The sequence below is a fragment of the Streptomyces typhae genome (assembly GCF_009755605.1).
GTDB classification, from domain to species: Bacteria; Actinomycetota; Actinomycetes; order Streptomycetales; family Streptomycetaceae; genus Streptomyces; species Streptomyces typhae.
Genome location: NZ_WPNZ01000010.1, coordinates 50,192 through 76,247 on the forward strand (window position 1 = coordinate 50,192; position 26,056 = coordinate 76,247).

Consider the following 26,056-nt stretch of genomic DNA (forward strand, 5'->3'; position numbering starts at 1 on the left):
CGATCGGACGACCGACCGGGTGGCCACCCCGGCCCACCGGAGCCGGACGGCCGCGAGGAGCAGGTCAGCCGGCGGCTGCCTTCTTGCCCCGCGTCGCCCCGCCGCGTCCCCGCAGCGTGACTCCGGACTCGCTGAGCATGCGGTGCACGAACCCGTAGCTGCGGCCGGTCTCTTCGGCCAGTGCCCGGATGCTCGCTCCACCGTCGTACTTCTTCTTCAGGTCTGCCGCGAGCTTGTCGCGCGCGGCGCCGGTCACCCGGCTGCCCTTCTTCAGAGTCTCGGCCACCCGTGCCTCCTCATGGGAAGTGCGCTCTGGACTTCTCATGATCACCCCTACCGAGCGTCCTGGCCACCCATTCGGCAAGGTCGGTGCGACTTGATTGGCCGCGTATTCAGGGGACGACACGACCGGAATTAACGATTCCGCGCGTTGCGTCCCGTACAGCCGAATGGGTTCTGCGAGGAAGCGGCAGGTCAGCGACGTACTGGAGAAACAGGGGCCTGCGGGGGTCACGGGGCGCCGGAATGCGTGTATCGCACATGCCGGTACGAGGACGTCTCACACAGATGAAGGATCACGGATCGGCCGAATGATCCATACGCAGTGGATCAGTCATTCGATCAAGCGAGCTGGACGCCACCCCCAGGGGCCCGTCAGGCGAGGGCGACCAGGTCGGCGTAGTCCGCGCCCCACAGATCCTCGACGCCGTCCGGAAGCAGAATGATCCGCTCCGGCTGGAGCGCCTCGACGGCACCCTCGTCGTGGGTGACGAGGACGACGGCACCCTTGTAGGTGCGCAGCGCGCCGAGGATCTCCTCGCGGCTCGCCGGGTCGAGGTTGTTGGTGGGCTCGTCGAGGAGCAGCACGTTGGCGGAGGAGACGACGAGCGTCGCGAGGGCGAGCCGGGTCTTCTCACCGCCGGAGAGCACGCCCGCGGGCTTGTCGACGTCGTCCCCGGAGAACAGGAACGAGCCGAGGGTCTTGCGCACCTCTACGAGGTCGAGGTCGGGGGCGGCCGAGCGCATGTTCTCCAGGACCGTGCGGTCCGGGTCGAGGGTCTCGTGCTCCTGGGCGTAGTAGCCGAGCTTGAGGCCGTGGCCCTCGATGACCTGGCCGGTGTCGGGCTTCTCGGCGCCGCCGAGGAGCCGCAGCAGGGTGGTCTTGCCCGCGCCGTTGAGGCCGAGGATGACGACGCGCGAGCCCTTGTCGATGGCGAGGTCGACGTCGGTGAAGATCTCCAGCGAGCCGTACGACTTCGACAGGCCCTCGGCCATGAGCGGCGTCTTGCCGCACGGCGAGGGCTCGGGGAAGCGCAGCTTGGCGACCTTGTCGGACTGGCGCACCTCCTCCAGACCGGCGAGGAGCTTGTCGGCACGGCGCGCCATGTTCTGCGCGGCCACGGTCTTGGTGGCCTTGGCCCGCATCTTGTCGGCCTGCGAGTGCAGGGCGGCGGCCTTCTTCTCGGCGTTCTGGCGCTCGCGCTTGCGGCGCTTCTCGTCGGACTCGCGCTGCTGCTGGTAGAGCTTCCAGCCCATGTTGTAGACGTCGATCGCGGAGCGGTTGGCGTCCAGGTAGAAGACCTTGTTGACGACCGTCTCCACCAGGTCGACGTCGTGGGAGATGACGATGAAGCCGCCCCGGTACGTCTTCAGGTAGTCGCGCAGCCAGACGATCGAGTCGGCGTCGAGGTGGTTCGTCGGCTCGTCGAGCAGGAGGGTGTCGGCGTCCGAGAAGAGGATGCGGGCCAGCTCGATGCGGCGGCGCTGACCGCCGGAGAGCGTGTGCAGGGGCTGCCCGAGCACGCGGTCGGGGAGGTTCAGCGCGGCGGCGATGGTGGCGGCCTCGGCCTCGGCGGCGTATCCGCCCTTGGTGAGGAACTCCGTCTCCTGGCGCTCGTACTGCTTCATGGCCTTGTCACGCGTGGAGCCCTGGCCGTTGGCGATGCGGTGTTCGTTCTCACGCATCTTGCGCAGCAGTACGTCCAGTCCGCGGGCGGACAGGATGCGGTCGCGGGCGAGCACGTCGAGGTCGCCGGTGCGCGGGTCCTGCGGGAGATAGCCGACCTCTCCGGAGCGGCTGATGGTGCCCGCCGCGGGGATGCCGTCGCCCGCGAGGCACTTGGTGAGCGTCGTCTTGCCCGCGCCGTTGCGGCCGACGAGGCCGATGCGGTCGCCCTTGGCGATGCGGAACGAGGCGTTCTCGATGAGGATGCGGGCGCCGGCACGCAGCTCGATACCGGAGGCGGTGATCACGGTCAGACTCCTGGACAGGGAACGGACGGCGGGAAATATGCAGAGATGCAGGGATGCAAGGACGATGCACGATGCGATGCACGATGCGGCGCCGCGCGGGAGCGCGCCGCTCAGCCGTCTAATGCAGGAGGAGAATGGCCATGGGCCAATTCTAACGGTGCCGCGCAACCGCTTTTCCGGCGGCGGTCGGCGGGCCGCGTCAGCGGACCCGGTCGGCCGTCCGGTCCGGGCGCGCGCCCGGCAGTTCGTTGCCGAGCGGTGTGCGGCGCGGTGTGATCCGGCCGAGGCCGTCCACGGCGACCATCTGTGACGTCCACGCCGTCCGCGCCGCCGCGCCCGCGCGGCAGGGCTGGGCGATCAGGAGCACGCCGTCGCGCCGCAGGGAGCGGGCGGGCTCGAAGACGCACCCCTCGCGCGCGGGCAGCGTCCAGCGCAGGTCGCCGTCGGCCGTGCGGTAGGCGGCGATGCGGTGCGGGGTGACGACGGCCAGCATGCGGGCCGCCCGGTCCAGTGGCCGCAGCACGCCCGCGCCGCCGCGTGCCCGCGCGGTGCCGAGCCAGCGGGCGGTGGCCGGTACGGCCCGGTGCCAGCGCACCCCGCCGGGCGCGGTGTCGGTGACCAGGCCGTCGCTCCAGAGCGTGAGGGTGTGCCCCGGGGCCGCCAGGAGGCGCAGGGCGCGCCGCCCCTCCCGCGCGTACGTCCACCGCGCCCGCCCGCTCCCCACGTCGTACGCCTCGACGGCACCGTCCCGCGTCCGCACCCCCGTCGACGCCTCACCGTCGGCCACGCGCGCGTGCACGGTGAGGCGGTCTCCGTAGGGCGCCGTCTGCCACCAGTGTTGTGCGGGGGCGGTGGCGAGGAGCGGGAGGACGGCGCTCAGGGCGAGGGCCAGGGCCAGCCCGAGGAGCAGCGGGCCACGCGGGGCGCGGCGCCGGGGTGCGGCTGTCGGCTCGGCCGCGGCGGCGCATGGCACGGGGTCGGCGGCGGGGCGGGCCGACGGGACGTTCGGGGTGGGGTGGGGCGGAGGCGTGGGGGGCGCGGGGGGCGGCAAAGGAACGGGGAGCGCGGCGGGCGTCAGGGACGCAGGGGGTACGGCGGGTGTCGGGGGCGCTGGGAGCGCGGTGGGCGTGAGGGGCGCAGGGAGTACGGCGGGCGTCAGAGGCTCAGGGAGCGCGGCAGGTGTGGCGGCCGAGGGGTCCGGGGGCGGTGTGGCGGCTGCGAAGACCGTGGTGGCTTTGGTGGCTGTGGATGCTGTGGAGGCTGTGGAAGCTTTTGTGGCTGTGGTGGTTTTGGTCGCTGTGGTGTGGGGACGGGCCGTGGTCATGGGTGCCCCTTCGCTCCCTCCGGCAGCGGCACCGGTACCCCTGGCCGCGGATCAGGCGCAGAGCGTAGCCGCGGGCCCGGGTGGCGGGGCTCAGGGCGGGCGTGACACGGCGGGCGGCGGGCGGCGGTGTCCCCCGTTCGGACCTCCGTCCGGGCCGGGCGGCGGGTGGCGTAGAAGGATGGGGTGGCCGGGCGTCCGGCGCGGGGCGGCGGAGCGTCGTCCCGCAGGTGGGACGACCCTCGCGCCGCTCGCGCGCGGGACGGCGGGTCCCGCACGGGAGGCGGAGGTGGTGCGCCCATGCAGTTCGACGACGACGCGGATCTGGACACCTCGGAGGTGCAGGACGTCCGCGGCAGCCGCATCCCCGGCGGCAAGGCGACGGTGGGCGGCGGCGTCGCAGGCCTGATCGCGCTGCTGCTCGGACTGTTCTTCGGGGTGGGCCCCGACCAGCTGGGGCTGACGGACGGCGACGAGGAGCCCGCCGCGCAGTCGTCCTCGCTCGCCGAGGTCCAGCAGAGCTGCCGTACCGGCAAGGACGCGAACGCCCGCGACGACTGCCGCACGGTGGCGGTCGTGAACAGCGTCCAGGACTACTGGCGGCAGGAGTTCCCCCGCCGCCAGGGCCGGTACGCGCCCGCACCGACCGTGTTCTACACCGCCCGGGTCGGCACCGCCTGCGGCGCCGCGTCGTCGGCGGTCGGCCCCTTCTACTGCCCCGGCGACCGGAAGGTCTATCTGGACCTGGGGTTCTTCGACGAGCTGCGGACGAAGTTCGGCTCCAGCGGCGGCCCGTTCGCGCAGGCGTACGTGGTGGCGCACGAGTACGGGCACCACGTGCAGAACCTGATGGGCACGCTCAGCCGTTCGCAGGACGGACGGACCGGCAGGAACAGCAACGCCGTACGCGTGGAACTGCAGGCGGACTGCTACGCGGGCGTCTGGGCCCACCACGCCACGGGCACACCCGACGAGTCGGGCCGGCCCCTGATCACGCGGCTCACGGAGGCCGACATCCGCGACGGCATGGACGCGGCGGCGGCGGTGGGCGACGACCGGATCCAGGAGCGCTTCCAGGGCCGTGTGACCCCCGAGTCCTGGACGCACGGCTCCGCCGAGCAGCGCCGGACCTGGTTCCGCCAGGGCCTTCGTACGGGCGACATGGCGCAGTGCGACACCTTCCGCTGAGGGCACGCGGCGGCCCCGTCCGGCACGGCGAGCCGTTGTCACACCCCGGTGCAAGACTTGAGAGGCCCCGAAAGACCTTGAGACACGGGGCAGGACGGACGTTCGAAGAGAGTGCGAGAGGGGTGAGCGGGATGGCGGGCACGACCACGGAGGGTCCGAGCATCGTCCCGACGCTGCTGTACGCGGACGCCAAGGCCGCGATCAAGCAGCTCACGGAGGCCTTCGGGTTCACGGAGACGAGGGTGTACGAGACCGAGGACGGCAAGGTCGCGCACGCCGAACTCGCGTACGGCAACGGCGCGGTGATGCTCGGTTCGAAGGGCCGCGGCGGTCTGTTCTCCGAGATCATGGAGGAGGCAGGGCCCTCGGCCGCGTATCTGGTGGTGGACGACGTCGACGCCCACCACCAGCGTGCCGTGGAACACGGCGTGGACGTCGTGATGCCCCCGACGGACCAGGCGTACGGCGCCCGGGACTACATGGCGCGGGACATCGAGGGCAACATCTGGAGCTTCGGCACGTACACCCCGGATACCCGCGAGCCGGCCGGGAGATAGCCGCCGGGAGGCGGGTTCGCCGGTCTCACACCCCGCCGGTGTGCACCTGGAACGCGGCACGGCGCACGGCCTTGGCGAGCGCCGGGTCCGGATGGGCCGCGGCGAGCGCCACGAGCACCTGCACGGTCCGCGGATGGCCCACGGTGCGCACCTCGTCGATGAGTGCGGGCACGGTGGGCTGCGGTGCCGAGTCCAGATGGCGCACGAGGAGTTCGGCCTCGCCGTGGTCGGCGACGGCGGCGGCGGTGTCGACCCACAGCCAGGTGGACTCCTCGCGGGTGAGGACGAGATGGACGTCCTCCGGGTCGGTGCCCTCGTGCTCGGCGAGCCACAGCAGGGCGTAGGGCCGCAGCGACGTCTCGTCCACGACGGCGCGCACGTCCGGCTCGGCCGGGGCGCCGACGACCCGCAGGGCCTCGAAGGCGAGCCCGCGCAGCAGGGCGTCCTCGCCGCGGGCGGCGTCGAGGAGTTCGGTGACGGCGCTGCCCGCGTCCCTGGCGGCGAGCCAGGCGCGGTATTCGGAGCGGGCCGCGTTGGGCCGCAGACGGGCGCAGCCGCGCAGCATGTCCTCGGCGGACTGCTCGATGTGCCCGGCGGGGCTCTGCGCGGCGACGCAGATCTGCTCCAGCTTGACCCACACCGCCCAACTGCCCAGCGGGGTGAGCGTCGCCTGACCGTCGTCGCAGGTCAGCGCACCTACGGCAGCCAGGGCGTGCAGGGCCCAGTCGAGCAGGGCGGGCAGCGGGGGCGTGCTGTCGCCGGAGTGCTCGGCGTCCAGCGGGTGCGGCGCGCCGGGCGCGTCGGGAACCCCGGGCACGTCGGAAGCCCTGGGGGCGTCGGGACCCCCGGGCACGTCGGAGGCGTCGGGCGGGTCGGAGGCGTCGGGGCCTGTGAGCGGCGCCGCCGCGGCGACGAGGGCGGGGCCGCCGCCGTGCGGGACGGTGTCCGGCGTCCGGGGCTCCGGAACCGTCCGCGGGGTGTCGTGGGCCGCCCGCGATCCGTCGAGAGCCACATGCGAGGCGTCGTCGACCGGCCGCGAGCCCTCATCGACCGCACGCGATCCGTCGGGGGCCGCACGCGATCCGTCGGGGGCCGCACGCGATCCGTCGGGGGCCGCCTGCGGGCCATCGTGGGCCGCCCGCGGGTCGTACGGGATCTCGCAGCGCTCGGTGCGCAGTTCGCGGACGCGCTGGTCCAGGAGGTCGAGGAGCTGCGGCACGGGCACGGGGCCCGCCGACAGCTGAAGGAAGGAGAGGAGCTGGGGGACGGCCTCGACGGTCTCCGCGACGGTGGCGGTCGGCAGTTCGGCGGGGGCCGGGTGGACGAGCGACCAGGCGTCGAACAGGGCGACCCAGCCGCGCAGCACCGCGGCGTCGTCCCGGTCCCAGGCGCGCAGCCGCCAGCCGGGCCGGGCGACGGCACCGTGCACCTCGACGAGCCCGGCGAGGCGGGCGGTGTCCCAGTGGGCGCGGAGCTGGTGGACCGTCATGTCCAGTTCGGCGGCCGCGCGTTCGGCGGCGGCGTCGGACAGCGCACCGGCCCCTTCGGCGGCGCCGCCGTCAGCGTCCTTCGCGGTCCTGCCGGGATTGCCGACGCCGCGCAGCGGCCCCGTGCCGGGGCGCGGGGCGCGGTCGGCCCAGCGGGCGACGCGTACGGCGCCGGCCAGGCCCGCGCGTGCCATCCGGGCCAGCTCGGCGGGCGCGGGCGTGCCCTCCGGCGGTGGGGGCGCGGGCCGACGCGAGCGGCGCTGGGTCACTGCGCCGGGAGCGCCGAGCGGGCTGCGGCTTCGGCCGCGCTCCGCCTCCGGTCGCCTTTCGGCCTTCTGGGCGGGTGTGCGGACGAGGTGGAGCCGGGAGTCGCGCGGGATACGGGACGTCACGAGAGCAGTCTTCCTGTTGACGGTCCGAAAACCCAAACGGAATCCCGGCGGCGCTCCCGCACGGAGCCCGGCCGGGGGTCGCGCGCCGCCCCGCTTCGGGGCGCCGAAGGGCTCACATCGGCTACATCAGGGGGGTGAGGAAGCGCCTGAGGGCCTCTTCGTACCGTGCGGGGTCGGCGTTCCACATGGCTGCGTGAGGTGCATCCGGAACGGTGTGCAGGGTGACGAGGTCGGGTCGCTTCCCGGCCAGTTGACGGGACAGCGCCCAGGGGGCCACGGTGTCGTCGGGGCCGTGCACGACGAGGGTCGGCACCCGCAGGGCGCGGGGGTCGACGGCTTCCGCGACGCGGCCCCCGCGCAGGCCGGTGCGGCCCTGCGCCGCGCGCACGGCCAGCGGGAGCAGGGGGCCCGGTGTGCGCCGGGCGGTGGCGAGGGCGCGCAGCGTGGTCTCCCAGTCGAGCACCGGCGAGTCGAGGACGAGTCCGCTGACGCGGTCGCGGAGCCCGGAGTGGGCGGCGGCGCGCAGGGCCATGGAGGCGCCGGTGGACCAGCCGTGCAGGACGACGTCGCGGGCGCCGTGCCGCACGGCGTAGCGGATGGCGGCGTCGAGGTCGCGCCACTCGGTCTCGCCGAGGTGGCCGAGGCCGTCCGGGGAGCGGGGCGCGCCCAGGTCGCCGCGGTAGCCGAGGGACAGCACCGGGAGCTGCTGGTGGTGCAGGAAGTCCATGACGACCATCGGGTGCTCGCGCGTGGTGCCGAGGCCGTGCACGGCGATCACCCAGGTGTCGCGGGTGCCGGGCACGAACCAGGCGGGCAGCGGACCGAGTTCGCCGGGGATGTCGACGTCGGCGTGGTCGAGGCCGAGCGCGGCGTGCGGGTCGCCGATGTGCACCTGGGGCGTGAGCCAGACGCGGGCGCCGGGCTCCAGGGTGCCGTGGGTGACGCGTTCCAGCCGGCGTACGACCGTGTCGGCCTCGTGCGGGGCGGCGTCGAGGACCGGGCCGACCACGGCGTGACAGCCGTTGCCGTTCAGGCCGTAACGGCCGGGGCGCAGGGAGGCCAGGGACCGGGTGAGGGTGATCTGTCCGGCGGCCGTGGCGTGCACGGTGAGCCGGGGTTCGGTCGGCAGGGGCCGGTTCGCGGCGGCCTTCAGGGCGGCGTCGCTGGCGTAGCGGCCCGCCGCGATGGCCAGGGCGGTGGCGCCTAGGACGGCGGTGGCGGTGGTGACGGCTGCGGTGGCCGTCGCTTTGGCTGGGCGCACGGACCCAGTGTCCGCGTCGTCGGGGGGCGCTGCCAGTGGGCGTACCGCGCGCGAGTGCATTCGGCCCGCCCCCGGGGGCCCGGCTCCCCGGACTCCCCCGGCTTCCCCGGCCGGCCCCGACCCGGGCCGACCCGTCTTCGCCCCGGCCCGACCCGGGCCGACCCGTCTTCGCCCCGGCCCGGCGCGACCAGGCCCGGCGCGGACCAACCCGGCGCGGACCGACCCGAACCGGCCCTGCGCGGCCGGGCGCGGCTCAGCCCGGCTGCCCGTACCCCTTCAGCTTCTCCCCCGTCTCCCGTACCTGGGCCGCGGTCAGGATGGTCGGCGCGTGGCCGGGGACCGAGGTCGCCGTGAGCCACAGGCGGCACATCCACTCCAGTTGGGCGGTGCGGTCGAAGGCCTGGGCGAGCGTGTCCCCGTACACGACCGTGCCGTGGTTCTGCAGCAGGCAGGCGTTGCGGTCACGCAGGGCGTGCAGCATGTTCTCGGCCAATTCGTCGGTGCCGTACAAGGAGTAAGGGGCGACGCGGACGGTGCCGCCGAGGGCGGCGGTCATGTAGTGGACGGCGGGGAGCTCCGGTACGAGGGTGGAGACGGCCGTGGCGTGGACGGCGTGGGTGTGGACGACGGCGCGGGCGTCCGTGGCCCGGTAGATCGCCAGATGCATGGGCAGTTCGCTGGTCGGGACGAGGGTGCCGAAGAGCCGTTCGCCGTCGAGGCCGACACCGAGGACGTCCGCGGGCCGCAGCCGGTCGTAGGCGACGCCGCTCGGTGTGACGAGGACCGTGTCGCCCACCCGTACGGAGACGTTTCCCGAGGTGCCGACGACGAGGCCGTCCGTGACGGTCCTGCGGGCGGTCGCGACGAGGTCGTCCCAGGCCCGTGTGACCGCCGCGCTTCCCGGGCCCGGATCGGTGTGCCGCTGCTCAGTCATGCGGTGATCCTGCCAGAGGGCCGCGGGGAGCGGGGAGACCGTGTGCGGGCCGCCGCGGGGGCCACGTGATCAGTGTCTCCTCGTGGATTCCGCACCCGGCCGGGAAGGGGCCGGGGGGCCGTGCGGGGAGCCGCCGCGTCAGCGCGGAAAGCCCCGTGAGGGCCCCCGGACGGCGTAATTCCGGGGCCGCGGCGGGCCCTCGTCGAGCCGGTGGCACCGGGGCCGGGGGGAGCCGGACAGATACTGAGTGACCACAACCAAATATGGGTCACCGCACAGCCCGATCCAGTTCACTTTCCGTTCACTCAGTTTGCCTACGTTCCACGTGCCACTGACGTCCAACAGAAGCCTGGGTAAATGGAACACATCACGCTTCTCCTCGGGATCGTGATCGTCACCGCTCTCGTGTTCGATTTCACGAACGGTTTCCACGACACAGCCAACGCGATGGCGACGACCATCTCGACCGGCGCTCTCAAGCCCAAGACGGCGGTGGCCATGTCCGCCGTGCTGAACCTCGTCGGAGCGTTCCTCTCCGTCGAAGTCGCCAAGACGATCTCCGGCGGCATCATCAACGAAGACGGCCTGAAGACCGAGGTGATATTCGCGGCCCTGGTGGGCGCGATCCTCTGGAATCTGCTGACCTGGCTGCTCGGCCTGCCGTCCAGCTCCTCGCACGCCCTGTTCGGGGGCCTCATCGGCGCCGCCGTGATGTCCATGGGCTGGTCCTCGGTCAACGGCGGCACGGTCGTCACCAAGGTGCTGCTGCCCGCCGTCGCGGCCCCGCTCGTCGCCGGTGTCGCCGCGACGCTCGCGACCCGGCTGACGTACCGGATCAGCAGCCGTACCGACGAGAAGTCCACCGCCAAGGGCTTCCGCGCGGGTCAGATCGCCTCGGCGGGCCTCGTCTCGCTCGCCCACGGCACGAACGACGCGCAGAAGACCATGGGCATCATCACGCTGGCGCTCATCACCGGCGGTGTCCTCAACCCGGGCGCCAACCCGCCGATGTGGGTCATCGTCTCGGCCGGTCTCGCCATCGCGCTCGGCACCTACCTGGGCGGCTGGCGCATCATCCGCACCATGGGCAAGGGCCTCACCGAGCTGGCCCCGAAGCAGGGCTTCGCGGCGCAGACGTCCGCCGCGACCGCCATCCTGGCCTCCTCGCACATCGGCTTCTCGCTCTCCACCACCCAGGTCTGCTCCGGCGCCGTGATGGGCGCGGGCCTCGGCCGCAAGGGCGGCGTGGTCCGCTGGTCCACGGCGACGCGGATGTTCGTGGCGTGGGGTCTGACGCTGCCCGCCGCCGGCCTGGTCGGCGCGGGCGCCGAGCTGCTCACCAAGCAGGGCACGTGGGGTGTCGCCACCACGGCCGCGCTGCTCGTCGGCGGCTCCGCCGTCATCTGGGCCCTGTCGCGCCGCCAGCCGGTCGACCACACGAACGTCACGGCCGAGGAGATCGGCACTCCCGCCGTCCCCTCCGAGCCCGCGGGCGTCGTGACCACCGCCATCGCGGCCGTCTCGCCGCCGCCCGCGGGCCCCTCCGTCGCGCTCGCGGAGGACCTCGCGCCGTTCCCTGCCGACGCCCCGGCGTCGCACTCGCCCGCGTCCGCCGCGGCCGTGGCGGATCCCGCCCGGCCCGCCACGGTCTAAGGAAGAAGCAGCATGAAGATCGACTGGGCAGCCCTCGGCTCCGTGTTCGGAGTCAGCCTCCTGGTGACCGTCGCCCTCGTGGGCCTGTTCACGCTCGGCGTCGTCGGCCTCTCCAAGCAGGAGCAGGCCCGCGAGGCCCGCGCCACCGGCGGCGGCACGGCCGCGCTGCCGGCGCAGGCCGGGGCGTATGCGTGCTTCGCGCTGTGCGCGGCAGCGGTGGCGTACGGGATCTATCTGATCGTCGCCTGACTGCAGGACGCCTCCCTCGCGCCCCGGTTTCCCCGCGCACCCCGCTTTCCCCGCCACGGGGGCGGCCGCCACGGCCGCCCCCGTGGCTTTTTTTCGATCCGAGGCGCACAGCGACTCGCTCAAGTTCGATTAGACATGTGTCATAATGGGTAGCCGCAGCATGCTAGGGTCGGTCTCACATATGTCAGACAGAGCGACTGCGCTGCGCTGCACGGCGGAGGGACAGCCTTCGTTAGGCATACCTGCGTAACGCTGTCACCCGTACGGCTGCGTGGCTGGTCGACTCCTGGTCTTAGCGAAGGAGCCCCATGCCCAGCGAACTGGACCCGAGCCTGAGCCGTCGCAAACTCCGCATCGCCCTGCGCAAGGCCCGCGAGGACGCGGGTCAGACTCAGAACGAGGCGGCCAACGCCCTCGAATGGTCACTTTCGAAGTTGAACCGCATCGAGAAGGGCACGGTCAGTGTCTCGGTGACCGACCTGCGAGCGCTGCTGCGGCAGTACGCGGTGGATGACGAGCAGCAGGTCACCGACCTGGTCGACGCCGCGCGCGGCTCCAAGGGTCAGTCGTGGTGGACGCAGTGGTCGGACGTGGCGAACCCGCGGTTCACGGGGTACCTCCCCTTCGAGGCAGCCGCCGTTTCCCTGCGCACCTACCACCCCATCGTCATCCCCGGCCTGCTGCACACCGAGGATTACGCCGACGCACTGGCCACTCCCGACGTCCATGACCCGGCGACGCGCCGACGCCTCGTGGAGTTCCGCACGGCGCGGCAGGAGCGGGTCTTCGACGAGAGCGGCACCGACGAGCTCCACTTCGTCGTCGACGAGTCGGCACTGCGCCGGCAGATCGGCAGTCCCGCGACGATGCGCGCCCAGCTCCAGCGGCTCATCGACGTGAGCCAGCATCCCCGCACCACCATGCAGGTGCTGCCGTACACGGCAGGCTCCCTGCTGAGTACGCAGAACGCCTTCGTCCTTCTCGGCTTCGAGGACGACGACGACTTGATCTATCTGGAGAGCGCTCAATCCGTCGTCGCCACCCGCGACGACTACGACTTGGTCGCCAACTTCCAGGACTGCTTCGAACAACTGCGGGAGATCGCCTACAGCGACGACCGCGCGATCGACCTCATCAACGAGGTCAGGGAAGGCTTCACAGGCTGACCCCCGGAGCCGTGCGCTCCGGGACGAGGGGAGGGCTGGCGCAATGCCGGTCGTCACGTTGGCACGGTGGGTGATGCGCTGTCTGACGGCATGGCGCTCCACCGACACATCCGGCAACGCACCTCCCGTCGGCGGGACGGCCGCCGACGGGCCCGACGCGAACGACTCCCCGGGCGACCCCCAGGAGGAGGACGCGACCGATTCCCCGGCCACGACCCCGTCCCAGCTGCACGACCTCTTCCGGGAGGGCATGAAGGATCCCGTGTTCGCCCGGGAGCTGAACCGCCTTCTCGACAGCGAGCACCGTCGCAGCCTGCACACCCAGGAACAGCAGACCCTGAGCTTCCTGGCGAAGGCGGGCTGCGTGTCGGTGTGCCTCGTCGCGGTCATCGCGGCGCTGGCCCCGGCCGCCATCATCGCGAAGGGCGTCGTCGCGCAGTACGTCATCGCCCCCTGGCACTTCGTCACCGCCCTGGCGGGAATCTGCGGCCTGCTCACCGCAGGGGTGGGCTGGCTGGTACGGACCTTGCGGCGCGGCCGTCCCCGTGCCGGACCTACGGACGATCCGGGTCCGCCGGCGAACGGGGCCGCCGCGGACGGTCCGGCGCCCCGGGCGGGCACCGGATGAGCGTCGTGCGCCCCCACAGGACCCCGGCCCCCGCCGCCACGGCCGCGGAGGTTCCGAGCCAGACCGCGAGCCGGAGCGGGAGGCCTTCGACGAGCAGGGAGGCGAGAGCGCCCGCGAGCGTGGCGACGGCGCCGCAGACCGCGCAGTACACCACCAGGAACAGACGCCTGGTGGATCGCGGCGCGTGCTTGCTCAGCGGCAGCTGCTTGCTCTCAACCCCCATGGTCTCCAGCCTTCCTTGCGCGCGCTGGGACTGCTCACTCCACCCCGACTCTCCCCGAGGACACCGCCCTGACAAACGCCCGCCACGCCGACGGCGTCACGTTCATGTGCCCCTCGCCGCGGTGATTCGAGTCACGGACCCACACCGCTCCTGCGGGGAGGGCCACTTCCACGCAATCGCCGTCAGGCCTGGTGTAACTGCTTGTGAACCACTGCTCCGCGGCTATGTACTCGTCGGCCACACCGCCCCCTTGCCCTCGCGCGAGCCCGCGTCACCGGTGTGCCGGGACCGGCGAGATCGCCCGCGCCACGCCGGGTAGGCGTCCCGCGCCGGTCTCCTGTCATATTCGAGCCTACGGAGCGTGGTCGGCCACGCCTAGGCTCAAACCGGCCCTCGGGTCACGAGCCCCGTGTGGACCTCCGCACACTCTCCCACCGCAGGTCAACAGCAAGTTGACGGACATCGCGGGCCATGGTGAACTGCCGAAGCCAATTTACGGCGGCAGGAGAGGAAGCCGGTGCGAGTCCGGCGCGGTCCCGCCACTGTCACCGGGCGACCGCACGCGGTCCCCGGGAGCCAGGAACTCTCGCCGCCGGTCTCGTCGAACCAGGGCGCGGACACCCTGAGTGAGGACATGTCGTCATGCGCGGCCGCCCGTTGCCGGTTCCCGTCTCCCTGCCCCGGCGGGTACGCCCGTACGCGACGGCGGGCTGAGCCGTGTGTGCCGATCGCGACTTCGCGTACGGCGCCGCCGCGGGCCTCCTCGGTGACCTGCTGCTCGGCGACCCCCGCCGCGGCCACCCGGTCGCCGCGTTCGGGCGCGCGGCGGCGGCCGTCGAACGCGCGCTGTGGCGCGACCACCGCGGCTGGGGCGCGCTGCACACAGTGGTGTGCGCCGGGGGCGCGGCCGGTGCCGGTGCGCTTGCCGCCTTCGCCGTACGCCGTTCCCGTACCGCGTCCGTCGGGTTGACCGCCGCCGCGACCTGGGCCGTCGTCGGCGGCACCTCGCTCGGCCGCGAGGCCCGCGCCGTCGCGGGGGCCCTGGCCGCGGGGGACGTCGACGTGGCGCGGGAGCGGCTGCCGCATCTGTGCGGGCGCGACCCCGAGGCCCTGGACGCGGACGGGATCGCCCGTGCCGTCGTGGAGTCCGTCGCCGAGAACACCTCCGACGCCGTGGTGGGCGCGCTGGTGTGGGGCGCCGCCGCGGGCGTGCCGGGGCTGCTCGGGTTCCGCGCGGTGAACACGCTCGACGCCATGGTCGGCCACAAGTCCCGCAGGTACCGGCGCTACGGCTGGGCCTCCGCCCGCCTGGACGACGTCCTCGGCTGGCCCGGCGCCCGGCTCACGGGTGTGCTCGCGGTGGTCGCGGGCGGCTCCCCCGGCGCGGCGGCGCGGGCCTGGCGCAAGGACGCCGCGCTCCACCCCAGTCCCAACGCGGGCGTCGTCGAGGCCTCCTTCGCGGGGGCGTTGGGCGTACGGCTCGGGGGGACGCTCTCGTACGCGGGCCGGGTCGAGCACCGGCCGGTCCTGAACGGCGGCGGTCGTCCTGTCGCCGTGACGGACATCGAGCGGGCCGTGCGTCTGTCCCGGCGGGTCTCCCTGCTCGCCCTGGGCGTCGCCGTGGCCGCCGATCTCGTACGGGGTGCCCGCACAGCGGCCCCGGCCCCACGGACGTCCGGAGGTAGTTCATGAGTGGAGGGCTGCTCGTCGCCGGGACCACCTCCGACGCCGGCAAGAGCGTCGTGACCGCGGGCATCTGCCGGTGGCTGACGCGCAAGGGGATCTCCGTCGCGCCGTTCAAGGCGCAGAACATGTCGCTCAACTCCTTCGTCACGCGCGAGGGCGCCGAGATCGGGCGGGCGCAGGCCATGCAGGCGCAGGCCGCGCGCGTCGAGCCGTCCGCGCTGATGAACCCCGTGCTGCTCAAGCCGGGCAGCGACCGCTCCAGCCAGGTCGTCCTCATGGGGAAACCGGTGGGCGAGATGAGTGCCCGCGGCTACCACGGCGGGCGCCAGCAGGCCCTGCTGGAAACCGTCGTGGGATGCCTGGAGGAACTCCGGGGCACCTATGACGCCGTGATCTGTGAAGGCGCGGGCAGTCCCGCCGAGATCAATCTGCGGCGCACCGACATCGTGAACATGGGCATCGCGCGGGCCGCGCGCTTCCCCGTCGTCGTGGTCGGCGACATCGACCGCGGCGGCGTCTTCGCGTCCTTCTTCGGCACCGTGGCGCTGCTCGCGCCCGCGGACCAGGAACTCGTCGCGGGTTTCCTCGTGAACAAGTTCCGCGGTGACGTGTCGCTGCTCAAACCCGGACTCGACATGCTGCGGGACCTGACGGGGCGGCCCACGCTGGGTGTGCTGCCGTTCCGGCACGGGCTCGGCATCGACGAGGAGGACGGCCTGCGGGTGTCGCTGCGCGGGGCGGTCCGTGAGTCCGTCGTGGCGCCGCCCGTCGGCGCGGACGTGCTGCGCGTCGCCGTGTGCGCCGTGCCGCTGATGTCCAACTTCACCGACGTCGACGCGCTCGCCGCCGAACCGGGCGTCGTCGTGCGGTTCGTGGACCGGGCCGAGGAACTCGTCGACGCCGACCTCGTCGTCGTGCCCGGCACCCGCGGCACCGTGCGCGCCCTGCGGTGGCTGCGCGAGCGCGGCCTCGCGGACGCGCTGGCCCGCAGGGCCGCCGAGGGCCGTCCGGTCCTCGGGATCTGCGGTGGCTTCCAGATGCTCGGCGAGCACATCGAGGACGACGTGGAGTCGCGCGCCGGATCCGTCGACGGGCTCGGCCTGCTGCCCGTGCGCGTCGCCTTCCGGCGGGAGAAGACGCTCGCGCGGCCTGTCGGCGAAGCGCTCGGCGAGCGCGTCGAGGGGTACGAGATCCACCACGGCGTCGCCGACGTCCTCGGCGGTGAGCCCTTCCTTGACGGCTGCCGGGTCGGTGCGGTGTGGGGCACGCACTGGCACGGCTCGCTGGAGAGCGACGCGTTCCGGCGCCGCTTCCTCACCGAGATCGCCCGTGCCGCGGGCCGCCGCTTCGTGCCCGCCCCCGACACCTGCTTCGAGGCGCTGCGCGAGCAGCAGCTCGATCTGCTCGGCGACCTCGTCGAGGAGCACGCGGACACCGCGGCGCTGCTGCGTCTGATCGAGTCCGGCGCACCCGCCGGCCTGCCCTTCGTCCCGCCGGGAGCACCGCGGGTGCCATCGCGGGCAGCACCGCAGGTACCGCCGCAGGCAGCACCGCAAGTGCCGCCGCCGGGAACACCGCAGGCAGCACCGCAAGTGCCGCCGCCGGGAACACCGCAGGCAGCACCGCAAGTGCCATCGCCGGGAACGCCGCAGGCGCCACCGCCGGGAACACCGCAGATGCCGCCGCCGGGAACAGCCCCGCCGCACCACCGCCCCCGCCCGTGACCCCCGCCCGGCCTCGTCCGCGAGCGCATCCGCATCCGTACCCCGCCCCACGGCCTCTGGCCACGCCCGCCGACACCGGGCGCGCCGAGTGGTCGCCGCAGCACCCTCAGGAGGTCACCGCGTGAGCACCCCGTACCCCTTCACCGCCCTCGTCGGCCAGGACGACCTGCGCCTCGCCCTGCTGCTCAACGCCGTCTCCCCCGCCGTCGGCGGTGTCCTGGTGCGCGGTGAGAAGGGCACCGCCAAGTCCACCGCCGTGCGTGCCCTGTCGGCGCTGCTGCCCGAGGTGGACACCGTGCCGGGCTGCCGGTTCTCGTGCCCGCCGGACGCGCCCGACCCCGGCTGCCCGGACGGGCCGCACGAGGCGGGTCCGGGCACGGCGCGGCCCGCGCGCATGGTGGAGCTGCCCGTGGGCGCCTCCGAGGACCGCCTCGTGGGCGCCCTGGACATCGAACGGGCGCTCTCCGAGGGCGTGAAGGCCTTCGAGCCGGGGCTCCTCGCCGACGCGCACCGCGGGATCCTGTACGTGGACGAGGTGAACCTCCTCCACGACCACCTGGTCGACCTGCTGCTCGACGCGGCGGCCATGGGCGCGAGCTATGTGGAGCGCGAGGGCGTGTCCGTGCGGCACGCGGCGCGGTTCCTGCTCGTGGGCACGATGAACCCCGAGGAGGGCGAGCTGCGGCCGCAGCTGCTCGACCGGTTCGGCCTCACCGTCGAGGTCGCCGCCTCGCGCGAGCCCGACCAGCGCGTGGAGGTGGTGCGGCGCAGGCTCGCCTACGACGACGCCCCGGAGGCGTTCGCGGCGCGCTGGGCGGCGGACGAGGCCGAGGTGCGCGAGCGGGTCGTGGCCGCCCGCGCGCTGCTGCCGGAGGTACGGCTCGGCGACGGCGCCCTGCGCCAGATCGCGGCGACCTGCGCGGCCTTCGAGGTGGACGGCATGCGCGCCGACATCGTGATGGCGCGGACGGCGACCGCCCTCGCCGCGTGGGCGGGCCGCGAGGACGTCCTCGCCGAGGACGTGCGGCAGGCGGCGCTGCTCGCGCTGCCGCACCGGCGCCGCCGCAACCCGTTCGACGCGCCGGGCCTCGACGAGGACAAGCTCGACGAGACCCTGGAGGAGTTCGGCGACGACGACCCCGGCACGGGCCCCGAGGACGACCCGGACCCGGACGGCGGCCCCGACGGCGGCCCGGACGGCGGTGGCGGCCGCCCCCCGCAGGACCCCGGCCCCGAGCGCCCCGGCGACGACGGCGCCACGCGGCCCCCTGAGGCCCCCGAGGCCCAAGAGACCACCGAGGCACAGGACACCACCGACCCGGCCGAGTCCCCCGAGTCCGAGTCCCCCGAGTCCCCCGAGTCCCCCGACGAACGTCGGCCCCAGCCCCAGCGGGCCGGCGCCCCGGACCAGCAGCCCGTACGGTCCGGTGAGCCGTTCCGCACGAAGGTCCTGAGCGTGCCCGGACTCGGGGAGGGCGCGGCGGGCCGGCGCTCCCGGGCCCGTACCGAGCACGGCAGGACGACGGGGGCGCGGCGGCCCCGCGGCGTCCTCACCAAGCTGCACCTCGCGGCGACCGTGCAGGCGGCGGCGCCGCACCAGCGGGCACGCGGCCGGTCCGGACGCGGGCTCGTGGTGCGCAGGGACGACCTGCGGCAGGCGACGCGGGAGGGCCGCGAGGGCAACCTCGTGCTGTTCGTCGTGGACGCGTCCGGTTCGATGGCTGCCCGGCAGCGCATGACCGCCGTGAAGGGCGCGGTGCTCTCGCTGCTCCTCGACGCCTACCAGCGGCGGGACAAGGTGGGCCTGGTGACGTTCCGCGGGAGGACGGCGGAGGTGGCGCTGCCGCCGACGTCGTCGGTGGACGCGGCGGCGGCGCGCCTGGAGACGCTGCCGACGGGCGGGCGCACCCCGCTCGCGACCGGTCTGCTGCGGGCGCACGAGGTGCTGCGGATCGAGCGGCTGCGGGACCCCGCGCGGCGCCCCCTGGTGGTCGTGGTGACCGACGGCCGTGCGACCGGCGGCGCCGAGCCGCTGGCGCAGGCCGGGCGCGCCGCGCGCCTGTTCGCGGCCGAGGGACACGCCTCGGTCGTCGTGGACTGCGAGTCGGGGCCGGTGCGGCTCGGCCTCGCCGGACAGCTCGCCGGGGAGCTCGGCGGGAGCGCGGTGACGCTCGACGAGCTGCGGGCGGACTCGATCGCCGGGCTCGTCAAGGACGTCCAGGGCGGGCACGGTGCCCGCGGTGCGCAGAGCAACGGTGCCCGCGGTGCGCAGAGCAACGGTGCCCGCGGTGCGCAGAGCGCGAGGAATGCGCAGAGCGCGCAGAAGACGACGACGGTGAAGGGGAGGGTTGCCTGATGCCTCAGGGACAGCCGAGTGTGGTGCCGAAGGACGGACTGACGACGCGGCAGCGGCGCAACCGCCCGCTGGTGCTCGTGCACACGGGGATCGGCAAGGGCAAGTCGACGGCCGCGTTCGGGCTCGCGCTGCGCGCCTGGAACCAGGGCTGGCCGATCGGGGTGTTCCAGTTCGTGAAGTCGGCGAAGTGGAAGGTCGGCGAGGAGAACGCGCTCAAGGTGCTCGGCGCGAGCGAGCAGGGCGGCTCCGTCGACTGGCACAAGATGGGCGAGGGCTGGTCGTGGATCCAGCGCGCCCCCGCCGAGGGCGAGACGACCAACGAGGACAAGGCCCGCGAGGGCTGGGAGCAGGTCAAGCGGGACCTCGCGGCGGAGCGCTACAAGCTGTACGTCCTCGACGAGTTCGCCTACCCCCTGCACTGGGGCTGGATCGACGTCGAGGAGGTCGTCGCGGTGCTCCGCGACCGGCCGGGGACGCAGCATGTCGTGATCACCGGGCGCAACGCCCCGCAGCCGCTCCTCGACTTCGCCGACCTCGTCACCGACATGTCCAAGGTCAAGCACCCGATGGACGCGGGCCAGAAGGGGCAGCGGGGCATCGAGTGGTAGCACGTCTCGTGGTCGCGGCGCCGTCGTCGGGGAGCGGGAAGACGACCGTCGCGACCGGCCTGATGGCCGCGTTCGCCGCGGCCGGGCTCGCCGTGTCCCCGCACAAGGTCGGCCCCGACTACATCGATCCCGGGTACCACGCGCTCGCCACCGGGCGCGCCGGGCGGAACCTCGACGCCTTCATGTGCGGTCCCGGCCTGGTGGCGCCGCTGTTCGCGCACGGCGCGCGCGGCTGCGACCTCGCCGTCGTGGAGGGCGTGATGGGCCTGTACGACGGCGCCTCCGGGCAGGGGGAGCTGGCGTCCACGGCCCACGTGGCGAAGCTCCTCCGGGCGCCCGTGGTGCTCGTCGTCGACGCGTCGTCGCAGTCGCGGTCGGTGGCGGCGCTCGTACACGGCTTCGCGTCCTGGGACCCGGAGGTCCGGATGGGCGGGGTGATCCTGAACAAGGTGGGGTCGCAGCGCCACGAGGACCTGCTGCGGGACGCGCTCGGCTCCTCCGGGGTGCCGGTGCTCGGTGCGCTGCGCCGGGCCCCGCAGGTGCAGGCGCCGTCCCGGCACCTGGGTCTGGTGCCGGTGGCCGAGCGGGGCGCGGCGGCCCTGGAGTCCGTGGCCGCGTCGGCCGAGCAGGTGCGGCAGGGCTGCGACATGGACGCGCTGCTCGCCCTCGCCCGCAGCGCGCCCCGGCTGCCGGGCCCGGTCTGGGACCCGCACGAGGCCGTCGGCTCCCCGGCCCCCGTGCCGGCCGCGGCCCCGGTCGTCGCCGTGGCCGGCGGGGCCGCGTTCACCTTCTCGTACGCGGAACACGCCGAACTCCTGACCGCGGCGGGCGCAGACGTCGTGCCCTTCGACCCGCTGCACGACGAGGAACTGCCGCCCGGCACCCGCGGTCTCGTCGTGGGCGGCGGGTTCCCCGAGATGTACGCGCCGGAGCTGTCCGCCAACGAGCCGCTGCGCAAGGCCGTGGCCGACCTCGCGGCGAGCGGCGGCCCGGTGGCCGCCGAGTGCGCGGGGCTGCTGTATCTGGCGCGGGAGCTGGACGGCAGGCCGATGTGCGGGGTCCTGGACGCGCGGGCGCGGATGTCGGAGCGGCTGACGCTCGGCTACCGCGAGGCCGTCGCCGTGTCGGACAGCGTCCTCGCGGCCGCGGGCACCCGGATGCGCGGGCACGAGTTCCACCGCACGGTCGTGGAGCCGGGCGCGGGGGCGACTCCCGCCTGGGGCATGCACACCCCGGAGCGGCGCGTCGAGGGGTTCGTGGAGCGGGGCGTGCACGCCAGCTATCTGCACACCCACTGGGCCGCCGAGCCCGGGGTCGCCCGCCGGTTCGTGGCGCGGTGCGCGGCGTGAGCCGTGCGCTGCCCGCCGGGCCCGCGCCCCGCTCACTCGGCGAGGCCCACCACCAGCCAGATGAACGCCGCGCCCGCCACCGTGCACAGCAGCGTCGAGCGCGCGGGGTGGTCGTGGTGGGCCTCGGGCAGGATCTCGGCGGCGGCGAGGTAGAGCAGGGCGCCGCCGAAGAAGCCGAGATAGCCGCCGAGCAGCGGCTCGGGAATGGTGAAGGCCAGGGTGGTCGCCGCGCCCACGACCGGGGCCGCGGCGTCCGCGAGGAGCATCAGGACGGCCTTGCGGCGCGCGTTCCCGTACAGGCGGGTGATCGTGTACGTGTTGAAGCCGTCCGCGAAGTCGTGGGCGATGACGGCGAGCGCGACCGCCGCGCCCATGCCGCCGCCGACCTGGAACGCGGCGCCGATGGCGACGCCGTCCATCACGCTGTGGCCGACCATCGCGGCGGCGGCCGTCAGACCCACCTGCGGCACCCGGTCGTTCGCGGCGTCGGCACCGCCGTGCGCCGCCCGCCGCAGCGCGAGCAGCCGTTCCACCACATGGGCGAAGAGGAAGCCCGCGACGACGAGCAGCAGCGCCGCGGGCACCCCGAAGACCGGCCCGCCCGCCGCGTCGAGGGCCTCCGGGAGCAGGTCGAGGCCGACCACGCCGAGCATGAGGCCGCCCGCGAGGCCGAGGACCAGATGGCGCCGGTCGGTGACCCGCCCCGCGGTCCAGCCGCCGACGAGGGTCATCAGGAACGCGCCGAGCGCCACGAACACCGCCATGCGCCCTTGCTAGCGGATTGATCCCGTCCGTGCACCGCGCACCCGCCCGCGGGCCCCGTGAGCCACTCGCCCGGCCCCGGCCGCACCGCTCCCCCGGCACCCTCCTTATCCTCGCGGTTGTCCCCTTGATGTTCCGATGCGTGGTCCGGTTCATGGTCCGATGTGTGATCATGTTCCGCCGCGTCCGCACGAGAGATACCAGGTACTCCCCATGGCCGACGTCGCGCCCACCGGCAGGGCCTCCTCCGACGGGGGGTCCGTGCCGCCGGGGCTCGACACGCTGGGGTTCCCCGTGGAGGGCGACATCGCCGGGGTGACCCGGGCGATCCTCGGCGGGGAGCCCGTGGCCCTGGACGCGGAACTGGCGTGGCCCCTGCCCGCCCTGCCGCCCAACGTCACCCCGCTCGCCCCGCCCGACGGGCGGCCGCAGCCGGGCCGGGCGACCGTGCGGATCTCCGACCGCACCTGCACGCCGTCGCTGCGCGAGGTCACGCTCCGGCCGCCCTCCCTGGTGGTGGGCGTCGGCGCGGGCAGCGGCGCACCCGTCGACGAAGTCCTCGAACTGGTCCGTGAGTCGCTGCGGGCCGCGGGCCTTTCCGCGCTGTGCGTACGGGAGTTGGCGACCGTGGCGGACAAGCGGGACGAGGCCGGGGTGGCCGGGGCGGCGGCGCGCCTCGGGGTGCCCCTGGTGGCGTACCCCGCCGAGGAGCTGGCGCGGGTGGACGTGCCCCATCCCTCGGGGGCGGCGCTCGCCGCCTTCGGGACGCCGTCGGTCGCCGAGGCCGCGGCGCTGCGCGGTGGCGGTGAACTCCTCGTCCCCAAGCGGAAGTCGGAGCGCGCGGACGGCGGGCCGGCGCGCGCCACGTGTGCCGTGGTGCGGCGGCCCGCGCGCGGACGCCTCGCCGTCGTGGGTCTCGGCCCCGGCGACCGGGACCTGCTCACGCCCCGCGCCCTGGACGAGCTGCGGCGGGCCGGGGTGCTCGTGGGCCTGGACGCTTGCGTCGAGCGGATCGGGGACCTGCTGCGCCCGGGGACGCGGATCGTCGCGTCCGGCCCCGGCGCCGAGGAGGAGCGGGTCCGCGCGGCCGTGGCCGAGGCCCGTGCGGGGCGGGCCGTCGCGCTGGTCGAGCCGGGGGACGCCGGGGGGCGCGCCGGGCACGCGATGGCGTCGCCCGCGCTCGCCGCGGCCGGGGACGGCATCGACGTGGTCGGTGTGCCGGGGGTGAGCGCGGCGGCCGCCGCCGCGGCGCTCCTCGGCGCACCGCTCGGCGACGACCACGTCAGCGTCGCCTGGTCGGACGCGCACACGCCGTGGGAGCTGGTGGAGCGCCGGGTGCGGGCGGCGGCGGAGGTGGATCTGGTGATCACGTTCCACGCCCCGCACGCCGCCTTCGGCGGACAGTCCGCGGCCCTGGCGGGCGATATCGCGCAGCGCCTGCCGCGAGCCCTGCGGCTGCTGTCCGCACACCTCCCGCCGACGACCCCCGTGGGCGTCGTCCGGGTCGGCGCGGGCCCGCGCTCCGACGGGAGCGTGCGCCTGACGACCCTGGCCGCCCTCGACCCGGACGACGTCGACCGCACGGCCGTGGTGATCGTCGGCAACACCGCGACGCGGACGGAGGCGGGGCGCATGGTGACACCGCCGGGTGGTGGCCACCGGGCGTCGTCCCGTCCCGAGGAGGACGAGTGAGACCCCGTACGACAGGAACACGCGCACGAAGCCGGACACGGACACCGACACGTACCGGACACCGACACGGACACAGACACAGACACAGATATCGATACGAGCATGAGGGCGGCGGCAGACATGGGCACTTCCACTGACGCGGAGGCCGAGGTCGGGGCCGGGCCCGGGATCCTGGCCGAGGTCGAGGCCGAGGTCGAGGCCGAGGTCGAGGCCGAGGTCGAGGTCGAGGCCGAGGTCGATCTCCGGCATCACGGGGACGCCGAGGTGCGCGGCGGGGGCGGGCTCGTCGACCTCGCCGTCAATGTCCGCGCCGGTACGCCGCCCGCGTGGCTGAAGCAGTGTGTCGCCGAGTCGCTCGACGGGCTCGCCGCCTATCCGGACGGGCGGGCCGCGCGGGCGGCGGTCGCGGCGCGGCACGGCGTTCCGCCGGAGCGGGTGCTCCTGACGGCGGGGGCCGCGGAGGCCTTCGTGCTGCTCGCGCGGGCGCTGCGGGTGCGGCGGCCGGTGGTCGTGCATCCGCAGTTCACCGAGCCGGAGGCGGCGCTGCGTGACGCGGGGCACCGGGTGCGGCGGGTCCTGTTGCGGGCCGAGGACGGTTTCCGGCTCGACCCCGGCGCCGTGCCCGCGGACGCCGACCTGGTCGTCGTCGGCAACCCGACGAACCCCACGTCGGTCCTGCATCCGGCGGCGGACCTGGTCGGGCTCGCCCGTCCCGGGCGGATCCTGGTGGTGGACGAGGCGTTCATGGACGCGGTCCCCGGTGAGCGGGAGGCCCTCGCCGGGCGGGACGACGTGCCGGGGCTCGTGGTGCTGCGGAGCCTGACGAAGACGTGGGGGCTCGCGGGGCTGCGCATCGGCTATGTCCTGGCCGCCCCGGAGATCGTCGCCGAACTCGCCCGCGCGCAGCCGCTGTGGCCGGTGTCGTCGCCCGCCCTCGCCGCGGCGGAGGCGTGCGTGGGGCCGCGGGCGCTCGCGGAGGCGGGGCATGTGGCGCACCGGGTAGCCGCCGAGCGGGGGCATCTGGTGGCCGGCCTCGGGGAGGTGCCCGGGGTGACGGTGGCGGGGCCCGCGGAGGGGCCGTTCGTGCTGGTGCGGGTGGAGGGGGCCCAGGGGGTGCGGGAGCGGTTGCGGGAGCGGGGGTTCGCCGTGCGGCGCGGCGACACGTTCCCTGGCCTGGGGCCCGAGTGGATACGGGTGGCGGTCCGGGACCGCCCCACCACGGACGCCTTCCTCACCGCCCTGCGGGCGTCCTTGCCGCCCGCGCCCTGAGCGCCCATGCCGTCGCACCGGAGGCGCCCACAGCGGGTGGCGGATACCCCTGTGGGCACAGCCCCGGTCGACGGTGCCGTTACGGCGTGCCCAGGGGCACCGTCGACCGGGGGTCCCTGTCAGCGGCGGCGGCGTGTGTAGGCCAGAGTGCCGCCTCCGGCGAGGAGGAGAGCGACGGCGCCGCCCGCCACGTACGGGGTGGCCGAACTGCCGCCGGTCTCGGCGAGGTTGTCGTCGGGGGCTTCCTTCTTGGCGACGACCGGCTCGGCGGCCTTGCCCTGCGGGGCGGGCTCCTCCTCCTGCGGCCGGGGCTGCGGCTCGGCGCCGGGCCCTGGCACGGTGCAGTCGGCCCCGGCCAGCGTCACGGACCCCTCCACCGCCGCGACCCCGAGCTTCAGCGGGTCCACGGACACCTTGAGCCGCAGGGCGACCGCCGCCGCCGTACGGGACGTGGTCCGCGTCGACGACAGGTCGAGCCGGACGTCGCCGACGCCGGGCACGGACACCTGCGTCGTGCCCGCGGCCCTGAGCGCGACCCGCTTGCCGAGCACCGTCACCCCGCCGAGCAGCTCCGACTCGGCCACGGGCCGCTTGCCCGCCACGCACACGGCCTTGGAGGTGACCTGCTCCACCTCGACGAGGGGCAGCGCCGGCAGTCCGGGCAGCCGCACCTTGGCGCGCAGGAGGTTGCTGTACCCCTCGGCCGTGCCGCCCTCGACCGTGGCCTTCGCGGTGGCCACGTCCGCGCGCAGGACCTCGAAGGGCCGGCCTCCCTCGACTCCGTCGAGCTTCGCGGTGAGCGCGGTCCTCTCGGCGCTCGCGGGCGCGGCCACGTCGTTGAGCGCGGTGTTCAGCGGGAGGTTCACCGTCTTGTCGAGCAGGGACACGTTGAGGCCGGTGCGGAGCACGACGGCGCTCGCGCGGCCACCGCGGTCCTTGTCGGTGGCGTGGGCGGTGCCCGTGGAGGCGAGCACCGCGGAGCCCGCGGCGACGACGGTGGCGGCGGCGAGCGCGCCGATGCGACGGGCGGGAAGTCTGCGGAAGGCGTTGCTGGTCAAGGTGGTGGAACCCTCACATGAGTCACGGAAGTGCCGACCGCGCACGCCATACGGGGACATCGCGTGCGCGGGGCACCACGGATGCCGGGATGCGCCTGGCGGCGCCCCGACTCCGGGAATCTTTACGCACTGAGAGTGAACGGTCAGCAACCTGGCGTGAGTTCACTCCAAGGAGAGGTTTCCGCCGATGTATTCGAATCCGGCGGCACGGACGTTCCCTCAGACCCCGCGCACCCCGCC

22 protein-coding genes and 1 riboswitch are annotated in these 26,056 nt (G+C 74.4%); of the genes, 13 read left to right on the forward strand and 9 right to left on the reverse strand.

The window, feature by feature from the left end:
- Positions 1 to 64 precede the first annotated feature (64 nt).
- From GPA10_RS19270 to GPA10_RS19280, 3 genes are all read right to left on the reverse strand, one after another.
- Complete coding sequence (locus GPA10_RS19270) at positions 65 to 286, reverse strand: helix-turn-helix domain-containing protein (RefSeq protein WP_055550175.1); 222 nt, start codon at positions 284 to 286, stop codon at positions 65 to 67.
- Between the two features lie 368 nt (positions 287 to 654).
- Positions 655 to 2,253 carry an ABC-F family ATP-binding cassette domain-containing protein gene (locus GPA10_RS19275; protein WP_058851519.1) on the reverse strand — a complete coding sequence of 533 codons (1,599 nt, stop codon included), beginning with the start codon at positions 2,251 to 2,253 and terminating at the stop codon, positions 655 to 657.
- A 199-nt stretch (positions 2,254 to 2,452) separates the two neighbouring features.
- The gene (locus GPA10_RS19280) at positions 2,453 to 3,226 is read right to left on the reverse strand and encodes a PQQ-binding-like beta-propeller repeat protein (RefSeq protein ID WP_343041101.1); all 774 of its coding nucleotides are present in this window, start codon (positions 3,224 to 3,226) and stop codon (positions 2,453 to 2,455) included.
- A gap of 648 nt (positions 3,227 to 3,874) precedes the next feature.
- On the opposite strand from GPA10_RS19280, the gene ypfJ reads away from it, so the two are divergent.
- Positions 3,875 to 4,762 carry a KPN_02809 family neutral zinc metallopeptidase gene (gene ypfJ, locus GPA10_RS19285; protein WP_157166600.1) on the forward strand — a complete coding sequence of 296 codons (888 nt, stop codon included), beginning with the start codon at positions 3,875 to 3,877 and terminating at the stop codon, positions 4,760 to 4,762.
- 131 nt (positions 4,763 to 4,893) lie between these two features.
- Complete coding sequence (locus GPA10_RS19290) at positions 4,894 to 5,319, forward strand: VOC family protein (protein WP_157166601.1); 426 nt, start codon at positions 4,894 to 4,896, stop codon at positions 5,317 to 5,319.
- 25 nt (positions 5,320 to 5,344) lie between these two features.
- Here the strand turns inward: GPA10_RS19290 and GPA10_RS19295 are convergent, their stop codons facing one another.
- The 3 genes from GPA10_RS19295 to GPA10_RS19305 form a co-directional block, all read right to left on the reverse strand.
- On the reverse strand, positions 5,345 to 6,808 hold the full coding sequence (locus GPA10_RS19295) for a hypothetical protein (RefSeq protein WP_246259472.1): 1,464 nt from the start codon (positions 6,806 to 6,808) through the stop codon (positions 5,345 to 5,347).
- A gap of 511 nt (positions 6,809 to 7,319) precedes the next feature.
- Positions 7,320 to 8,459 carry an alpha/beta hydrolase gene (locus GPA10_RS19300; RefSeq protein ID WP_343041102.1) on the reverse strand — a complete coding sequence of 380 codons (1,140 nt, stop codon included), beginning with the start codon at positions 8,457 to 8,459 and terminating at the stop codon, positions 7,320 to 7,322.
- 253 nt (positions 8,460 to 8,712) lie between these two features.
- Positions 8,713 to 9,393, reverse strand: coding sequence for a class II aldolase/adducin family protein (locus GPA10_RS19305; protein WP_157166602.1), 681 nt, complete (start codon positions 9,391 to 9,393; stop codon positions 8,713 to 8,715).
- Between the two features lie 357 nt (positions 9,394 to 9,750).
- On the opposite strand from GPA10_RS19305, the gene GPA10_RS19310 reads away from it, so the two are divergent.
- The 4 genes from GPA10_RS19310 (at position 9,751) to GPA10_RS19325 (ending at position 13,089) form a co-directional block, all read left to right on the forward strand.
- Positions 9,751 to 11,046 carry an inorganic phosphate transporter gene (locus tag GPA10_RS19310; RefSeq protein WP_058851524.1) on the forward strand — a complete coding sequence of 432 codons (1,296 nt, stop codon included), beginning with the start codon at positions 9,751 to 9,753 and terminating at the stop codon, positions 11,044 to 11,046.
- Between the two features lie 12 nt (positions 11,047 to 11,058).
- Positions 11,059 to 11,295 (forward strand): hypothetical protein, encoded by a 237-nt coding sequence (locus GPA10_RS19315; RefSeq protein ID WP_058851525.1) that lies wholly within the window; start codon positions 11,059 to 11,061, stop codon positions 11,293 to 11,295.
- 308 nt (positions 11,296 to 11,603) lie between these two features.
- A complete protein-coding gene (locus GPA10_RS19320; protein ID WP_157166603.1) occupies positions 11,604 to 12,461 on the forward strand; it encodes a helix-turn-helix domain-containing protein in 858 nt (285 codons plus the stop codon).
- Positions 12,462 to 12,504: 43 nt separating this feature from the next.
- The gene (locus tag GPA10_RS19325; protein WP_157166604.1) at positions 12,505 to 13,089 is read left to right on the forward strand and encodes a hypothetical protein; all 585 of its coding nucleotides are present in this window, start codon (positions 12,505 to 12,507) and stop codon (positions 13,087 to 13,089) included.
- Positions 13,090 to 13,346: 257 nt separating this feature from the next.
- On the opposite strand, the gene GPA10_RS19330 is transcribed toward GPA10_RS19325, so the two are convergent.
- Positions 13,347 to 13,553, reverse strand: a complete 207-nt coding sequence (locus tag GPA10_RS19330; RefSeq protein WP_343041103.1) for a DUF397 domain-containing protein — start codon at positions 13,551 to 13,553, stop codon at positions 13,347 to 13,349.
- A gap of 214 nt (positions 13,554 to 13,767) precedes the next feature.
- Positions 13,768 to 13,920: riboswitch (cobalamin riboswitch) on the forward strand.
- 109 nt (positions 13,921 to 14,029) lie between these two features.
- Between GPA10_RS19330 and GPA10_RS19335 the strand changes: the two genes are divergently transcribed.
- The 5 genes from GPA10_RS19335 to GPA10_RS19355 all read left to right on the forward strand — a co-directional run bounded on the left by GPA10_RS19335 (position 14,030) and on the right by GPA10_RS19355 (position 21,035).
- Positions 14,030 to 15,004: a cobalamin biosynthesis protein gene (locus GPA10_RS19335; protein ID WP_343041104.1), complete on the forward strand. Its 975-nt coding sequence runs from the start codon at positions 14,030 to 14,032 to the stop codon at positions 15,002 to 15,004.
- Positions 15,001 to 16,722 (forward strand): cobyric acid synthase, encoded by a 1,722-nt coding sequence (locus tag GPA10_RS19340; protein WP_246259435.1) that lies wholly within the window; start codon positions 15,001 to 15,003, stop codon positions 16,720 to 16,722. Before GPA10_RS19335 ends, GPA10_RS19340 begins: the two co-directional genes overlap by 4 nt.
- Positions 16,723 to 16,843: 121 nt before the next feature.
- Complete coding sequence (locus tag GPA10_RS19345) at positions 16,844 to 19,078, forward strand: putative cobaltochelatase (RefSeq protein ID WP_343041105.1); 2,235 nt, start codon at positions 16,844 to 16,846, stop codon at positions 19,076 to 19,078.
- Entirely contained in the window at positions 19,078 to 19,686 is a 609-nt protein-coding gene (gene cobO / locus GPA10_RS42545; protein WP_058851529.1) for a cob(I)yrinic acid a,c-diamide adenosyltransferase, read from the forward strand. Before GPA10_RS19345 ends, cobO begins: the two co-directional genes overlap by 1 nt.
- Positions 19,680 to 21,035 carry a cobyrinic acid a,c-diamide synthase CobB gene (locus tag GPA10_RS19355; protein WP_343041106.1) on the forward strand — a complete coding sequence of 452 codons (1,356 nt, stop codon included), beginning with the start codon at positions 19,680 to 19,682 and terminating at the stop codon, positions 21,033 to 21,035. Before cobO ends, GPA10_RS19355 begins: the two co-directional genes overlap by 7 nt.
- Positions 21,036 to 21,067: 32 nt before the next feature.
- On the opposite strand, the gene GPA10_RS19360 is transcribed toward GPA10_RS19355, so the two are convergent.
- A complete protein-coding gene (locus GPA10_RS19360; protein WP_058851531.1) occupies positions 21,068 to 21,799 on the reverse strand; it encodes a ZIP family metal transporter in 732 nt (243 codons plus the stop codon).
- Positions 21,800 to 22,010: 211 nt separating this feature from the next.
- On the opposite strand from GPA10_RS19360, the gene GPA10_RS19365 reads away from it, so the two are divergent.
- Both GPA10_RS19365 and cobC read left to right on the forward strand, forming a co-directional pair.
- The gene (locus GPA10_RS19365; protein WP_246259437.1) at positions 22,011 to 23,489 is read left to right on the forward strand and encodes a cobalamin biosynthesis protein; all 1,479 of its coding nucleotides are present in this window, start codon (positions 22,011 to 22,013) and stop codon (positions 23,487 to 23,489) included.
- A gap of 120 nt (positions 23,490 to 23,609) precedes the next feature.
- The gene (gene cobC, locus GPA10_RS19370; protein WP_157166606.1) at positions 23,610 to 24,758 is read left to right on the forward strand and encodes an Rv2231c family histidinol phosphate aminotransferase CobC; all 1,149 of its coding nucleotides are present in this window, start codon (positions 23,610 to 23,612) and stop codon (positions 24,756 to 24,758) included.
- 119 nt (positions 24,759 to 24,877) lie between these two features.
- On the opposite strand, the gene GPA10_RS19375 is transcribed toward cobC, so the two are convergent.
- Complete coding sequence (locus GPA10_RS19375; RefSeq protein WP_246259439.1) at positions 24,878 to 25,816, reverse strand: SCO1860 family LAETG-anchored protein; 939 nt, start codon at positions 25,814 to 25,816, stop codon at positions 24,878 to 24,880.
- Between the last annotated feature and the right edge of the window lie 240 nt (positions 25,817 to 26,056).

Excerpts from the sequence above, each read along its gene's own strand:
- GPA10_RS19305 (WP_157166602.1), bottom strand. The coding sequence starts at position 9,393 with ATGACTGAGCAGCGGCACACCGATCCGGGCCCGGGAAGCGCGGCGGTC.
- cobC (WP_157166606.1), top strand. The coding sequence starts at position 23,610 with ATGGGCACTTCCACTGACGCGGAGGCCGAGGTCGGGGCCGGGCCCGGG.
- GPA10_RS19340 (WP_246259435.1), top strand. The coding sequence starts at position 15,001 with ATGAGTGGAGGGCTGCTCGTCGCCGGGACCACCTCCGACGCCGGCAAG.
- GPA10_RS19320 (WP_157166603.1), top strand. The coding sequence starts at position 11,604 with ATGCCCAGCGAACTGGACCCGAGCCTGAGCCGTCGCAAACTCCGCATC.
- GPA10_RS19325 (WP_157166604.1), top strand. The coding sequence starts at position 12,505 with ATGCCGGTCGTCACGTTGGCACGGTGGGTGATGCGCTGTCTGACGGCA.
- GPA10_RS19365 (WP_246259437.1), top strand. The coding sequence starts at position 22,011 with ATGGCCGACGTCGCGCCCACCGGCAGGGCCTCCTCCGACGGGGGGTCC.
- ypfJ (WP_157166600.1), top strand. The coding sequence starts at position 3,875 with ATGCAGTTCGACGACGACGCGGATCTGGACACCTCGGAGGTGCAGGAC.
- GPA10_RS19295 (WP_246259472.1), bottom strand. The coding sequence starts at position 6,808 with ATGACGGTCCACCAGCTCCGCGCCCACTGGGACACCGCCCGCCTCGCC.
- GPA10_RS19315 (WP_058851525.1), top strand. The coding sequence starts at position 11,059 with ATGAAGATCGACTGGGCAGCCCTCGGCTCCGTGTTCGGAGTCAGCCTC.
- GPA10_RS19290 (WP_157166601.1), top strand. The coding sequence starts at position 4,894 with ATGGCGGGCACGACCACGGAGGGTCCGAGCATCGTCCCGACGCTGCTG.
- GPA10_RS19360 (WP_058851531.1), bottom strand. The coding sequence starts at position 21,799 with ATGGCGGTGTTCGTGGCGCTCGGCGCGTTCCTGATGACCCTCGTCGGC.
- GPA10_RS19310 (WP_058851524.1), top strand. The coding sequence starts at position 9,751 with ATGGAACACATCACGCTTCTCCTCGGGATCGTGATCGTCACCGCTCTC.
- cobO (WP_058851529.1), top strand. The coding sequence starts at position 19,078 with ATGCCTCAGGGACAGCCGAGTGTGGTGCCGAAGGACGGACTGACGACG.